Source organism: Frateuria sp. Soil773, from assembly GCF_001428405.1.
Classification (GTDB): domain Bacteria; phylum Pseudomonadota; class Gammaproteobacteria; order Xanthomonadales; family Rhodanobacteraceae; genus LMSL01.
Genome location: NZ_LMSL01000016.1, coordinates 1 through 5,080, shown reverse-complemented (window position 1 = coordinate 5,080; position 5,080 = coordinate 1). Strand labels below are relative to the sequence as shown.

Genomic DNA, 5,080 nt, shown 5'->3' with positions numbered 1-5,080 from the left:
CTGCGAAAGCAGGAAGCGCTTTTCAACAGCCGAAGGGCTGGTCATCCAGTGCCTGTCGTCCGAACGCAAACGGCCCGCATCGCGCGGGCCGTTTGTCATGCGATGGCCGGATGCCTTACGCCTTGCCGTGGAACAGCTCGCGGCCGATCAGCATGCGGCGGATCTCGTTGGTGCCGGCGCCGATCTCGTAGAGCTTGGCGTCGCGCAGCAGGCGGCCGGCGGGGAACTCGTTGATGTAGCCGTTGCCGCCCAGCGACTGGATCGCCTCCAGCGTCACCTTCACCGCGTTGGTGGACGCGTTGAGCAGGCAGGCGGCTGGATCGATGCGCGACTTCACGCCGCTGTCGAACTGCTGCGCCACCATGTAGGCGAAGCCGCGCGAGCTCTGCAGCGCGGTGTACATGTCGGCGACCTTGGCCTGCATGATCTCGAACGTGCCGATCGGCGCGTTGAACTGCTTGCGCTCGCGCACGTAGGGCAGGGTGATGTCCACCGCCGCCTGCATCAGGCCGATCGGGCCACCGGACAGCACCAGGCGCTCGGTGTCGAGGCCGTTCATCAGCACGCGCACGCCTTCGTTGACCTCGCCGACGACGTTTTCGGCCGGGATCTCGCAGTTGTCGAACACCAGCTCGCAGGTATTCGAGCCGCGCATGCCGAGCTTGTCCAGCTTCTGCGCGGTGCTGAAACCCTTCATGCCCTTCTCGACGATGAAGGCGGTCATGCAGCGGCTGCCGGCGGTGCGCGGCGCGGTGCGCATGTAGACCAGCAGCACGTCGGCGTCGGGGCCGTTGGTGATCCACATCTTGTTGCCGTTGGCGACCCACACGTCGCCATGCAGCTCGGCCTTGCAGCTCATCGAGCCGACCACGTCGGAACCGGCGCCCGGCTCGCTCATCGCCAGTGCGCCGACATGCTCGCCGCTGCACAGCCTGGGCAGGTACTTCTGCCGCTGCGCCTCGTTGCCGTTGTGGAAGATGTTGTTGACGCACAGGTTGGAGTGCGCGCCGTAGGAGAGGCCGACCGAACCGGACGCGCGCGAGATTTCCTCCATCGCCACCATGTGCGCGAGGAAGCCCAGGCCGCTGCCGCCGTACTCTTCGGCGACGGTCACGCCGAGCAGGCCCATCTCGCCGAACTTCTGCCACAGGTCGGCGGGGAACAGGTTGTCGCGGTCGATGCGGTCGGCGCGGGGTGCGATCTCCTTTTCCGCGAATGCATGCACGGATTCGCGCAGCAGGTCGATGTCTTCTCCGAGCGGAAACGGGCGCATCACTAACTCCTTGGCGTGCATGTCGGCGGTAGGCAGAACCGCGATTTTAGCGCATGCGGCAGCGCCCGGTCCGTGTGGGGGCGCACCCTGCGCGCGATGCCCTCGATGCCGGGAAACCCGTCGCGTACAGGATGCGCTCCTACAATTGCGACTCGATCGGCAGCCAGCTCATCACGCGGGCGACGGTGCGCAGCCACCAGTCGGCATCCGGCTCGCGGCCGAGCACGCGCGGCGGTTGCGTGGTCCGGTCCAGCCATTGCAGCGAGCCGTCCTTGCCGCGCAGCAGTTGATAGCTCAGGGCGGGCCCGGCCAGCCGCAGGTATTCCCCGCGCAGGTCGTGGCCGAGGCCGGGATCGTCGAACAGCACGCCCATCTCGGTATTGAGGTTGGCCGAGCGCGGGTCGAGGTTGAACGAGCCGACGAAGCCGCGCCGCCCGTCGATGACGAAGGCCTTGGTGTGCAGGCTGGCGCCGCTGCTGCCGAACAGGGTGGTGGCGACCTTCGGGCCGTGGCGGCGGATCTCGAACAGGCCCACGCCGCCGTCCAGCAGGCGGCCGCGGTAACGCTCGTAGCCGCCGTGCACCGCGGGGACGTCGTTGGCGGCCAGCGAGTTGGTGATCACGCCGACCCGGATGCCGGCGCGCGCCAGCCTGACCAGGTCGGCGGTGCCGCTCCTGCCCGGCACGAAGTAGGGCGAGATCAGCCGCACTTCGCTGCGCGCGGCATCCAGGTGGGCGGCCAGGCGCGGTTGCAGCCAGTCGCGGCGGTCCGCGCTGCGGGTCTTCAGCGGCGGGTCGGAGGCTACCCGCAGGCTGGCGGTCCAGTGCAGCGACAGTTCGTGGCTGGCCAGCCGCTGCGCCGATGGCGAGGCGGCGATCCGCTGCAGGTAGACCTGCGCCCCGGGCACGACGGCGTCGCGGGCGAGACGGTCGGCCAGCTTGCGCAGGCGGTCCGGCGTCTGCGGATTCAGCGCCTCGATCGGCACCGCCGCGCTGGAATTCCAGAACGCGTCGAAGATGCCGCTGGCGTCGGCGACCGCCGGGCCGAGCAGCAGCATGTCCAGGTCGCGGAAGTTCACCCGCTCGCTGGCGTCGAAATATTCGTCGCCGATGTTGCGGCCGCCGACCACGGCGAGCCGGCCGTCCACGATCCATGCCTTGTTGTGCATGCGATGGTTGACGCTGAAGAAGCGCTGCGCCATTTCCAGCAGGCGCCAGAGGCCGCCGCGGTTGCGGAACGGGTTGTACAGCCGCACCTTGATGTTCGGGTGCGCGTCCAGCGCCAGCAGCGCCGGATCGAGCCCGCGGGTGTTGATGTCGTCGAGCAGCAGGCGGACCCGCACGCCGCGCTGGGCCGCGTCGTACACCTCGCGGGCGAGCAGGTGGCCGGTGAGGTCGTCGTGCCACATGTAGTACTGCAGGTCGAGGCTGCGGCCGGCGATGCGCGCGGAGGCGGCGCGCACGGCGAAGGCGTCGAGGCCGTCGTGCAGCAGGGTCGCCGCGGTCTGGCCCGGATGGTCGGTGAGGTACGGCGCCAGTTCGCGGTCGATCGTGGTCTGTGCCGGCTGCACCGGCAAGGCGGTGCTGGGCGTGCCGGTGGCGCGAGGGGTGAGGCGGTCGGCCAGCAGCAGGCCGCTGCCCACCAGCAACAGCAACGCCAGCATGCCCCAGCCCAGCCACACGATCATCCTGCGCATCCCGCGACCCCGCGTGTTCGATGGGCCGACGGCCGCGGCCCAAAAGCAAAGGGCCTGCCGCGCGGCGCGGCAGGCCCTTGCAAGCATGCCATGCCGGCCATGAGCCGGCATGGAGGGCGTCGTGGCTTACTGCCCGCGCATGCGGCCCTGGAAGCGGGTGCCGCCATTGCCCATGTGCGGCAGCTTGATCTTGCCGATCGACTCGATGCGCTCCTCGGCCAGGCGGTCGGCCGCCAGGTAGGTCGGCACGTTCTGCGTCTTGCTGATCTCGAAGATGCGCCCGAGGTTGTAGTAGATCGTGCGCATCATGCGCATCGCGCGCTCGCGGTTGTAGCCGTCGATCTCCAGCGAGACGTTCATCACGCCGCCGGCGTTGACCGCGTAGTCCGGCGCGTACAGCACGCCGCGGCGCTGCAGCTCGTCGCCGATCGCGTCGGTGGCGAGCTGGTTGTTGGCCGCGCCGCAGATGATCTTGGCCTTGATGCGGTCGATGGTCTGCTCGTTGACCGTGCCGCCCAGCGCGCACGGCGAGTACACGTCGGCGTCCACGTCGTAGATCTCGTCCAGGCCCACGGCCTCGCAGCCCAGCTCGTCCACGCAGCGCTGCACGGCGTCCTTGTTGATGTCGGTGACGAACACCTTGGCGCCCTGCTCGCGCAGCAGCTTGATGAACTCGCCGCCGACGTGGCCGCAGCCCTGCACGGCGTAGCTGTACTTGCCCACGTCCTCGTTGCCGTGCTTGAACTGCAGCGCGGCCATCAGGCCCTGCAGCGTGCCGAACGCGGTGAACGGCGACGGATCGCCCGAGCCGCCGTGCACCTGGTGCACGCCGGTGACGTACTCGGTCTCGCGGAACACGTATTCCATGTCGTTGACGTCGATGCCGACGTCCTCGGCCGTGATGTAGCGGCCGTTCAACGAGTTGACGAAGCGGCCGAACGCGCGGAACAGCGCCTCGGACTTGTCCTTGGAGGGATCGCCGATGATCACCGCCTTGCCGCCGCCCAGGTTCAGGCCGGCCACGGCGTTCTTGTAGGTCATGCCGCGCGACAGGCGCAGCACGTCGTTGACCGCGTCCTGCTCGCTCTTGTACGGCCACATGCGCAGGCCGCCGAGCGAGGGGCCCAGCACCGTGTTGTGGATCGCGATGATGGCCTTCAGGCCGGCGTCCTTGTTGTGGCAGAAGACGACTTCTTCGTGACCCGTTTTGGCGATGGTTTCGAAAATCATTGGAACGATGACTCCACGTTTGGCGCTGCCGAGGGGAACGGCAGGCGCAGGATGGAGGCGGGGATCGATCCAGTGCGGCCCCGCCAAGCTTTGGAAAACGCCGGAAACTCATCGCCCCGGCCGGGGCCGGGGCGATGAATTCAGTCCACAAGTTTAATACGTCGCCGGGCCCGACGTTTCTGCGGCGCAGCAAGTGGCCGGCGTATGGGGCGGCGGAGACCGGCGGAAACGCTGGCCGGGCCGGCGTTCCGCATGGCCGCGGCGGCCCGCTCAGCGGTGCCAGTAGCCGCCGCGGAAGCGCCAGTCGCGACCGCGGTGCTCCCAGCGCGCCGGGCGATAGTAGTAGCCCGGCCGCGCCCGGACCCAGTAGCCGTTCACCCAGACGTGCCGGTGCGCCGGCGCGTACCAGCGCCAGTAGCCGGGCGCCCAGACGTAGCCCATGCGCGGCGGCGGCACCCGCTCGAACCGCGGCGGCGGCGGAGGCACGCCGATGCCGACGCCGATGGAAACCTGGGTGCGCGCTTCGGCGGGCGGGGTGTAGCTGAGGCTGCCCAGCGCCAGGCCGAGGCCGGCCAGCAGGGCGAGTGTGCGGGTCATGTCTTGCATGGCGTTCTCCGTCGTTGCCGCAACGGGCGGCTGCATGACGGAGAACGATGCGCGCGGAGGGCTGTTGACGCATTCCGCCCGGCCCGTTCAGCTACGGGCCGGGCGGTGTCTTGGCATTTGTTCGAAGTCTCCCAGGTATCCCCTACGAAATCCCCTGCGAAGCGTCATCCCAGCGAAAGCTGGGATCCAGTGCCTTTAGGTTTTTGGGAAGAGGAAAGTCGCTGGATTCCTGCTTTCGCAGGAATGACGAGCGGGGAGCGCGAGGGGATTCCAGT

The 5,080-nt window shown here is 68.6% G+C and carries 4 protein-coding genes; all 4 read right to left on the bottom strand.

Features of this window, described 5'->3' with window-relative positions; translation table 11 throughout:
- Window positions 1–115 precede the first annotated feature (115 nt).
- The gene (locus tag ASG87_RS07360) at window positions 116–1,273 is read right to left on the bottom strand and encodes an isovaleryl-CoA dehydrogenase (RefSeq protein WP_056003364.1); all 1,158 of its coding nucleotides are present in this window, start codon (window positions 1,271–1,273) and stop codon (window positions 116–118) included.
- A gap of 139 nt (window positions 1,274–1,412) precedes the next feature.
- Entirely contained in the window at window positions 1,413–2,960 is a 1,548-nt protein-coding gene (locus ASG87_RS07355; protein WP_082582829.1) for a phospholipase D family protein, read from the bottom strand.
- Window positions 2,961–3,095: 135 nt separating this feature from the next.
- The gene (locus ASG87_RS07350) at window positions 3,096–4,199 is read right to left on the bottom strand and encodes a Glu/Leu/Phe/Val dehydrogenase dimerization domain-containing protein (protein WP_056003111.1); all 1,104 of its coding nucleotides are present in this window, start codon (window positions 4,197–4,199) and stop codon (window positions 3,096–3,098) included.
- 270 nt (window positions 4,200–4,469) lie between these two features.
- Window positions 4,470–4,805: a YXWGXW repeat-containing protein gene (locus ASG87_RS07345; RefSeq protein ID WP_056003108.1), complete on the bottom strand. Its 336-nt coding sequence runs from the start codon at window positions 4,803–4,805 to the stop codon at window positions 4,470–4,472.
- Window positions 4,806–5,080: the final 275 nt, after the last annotated feature.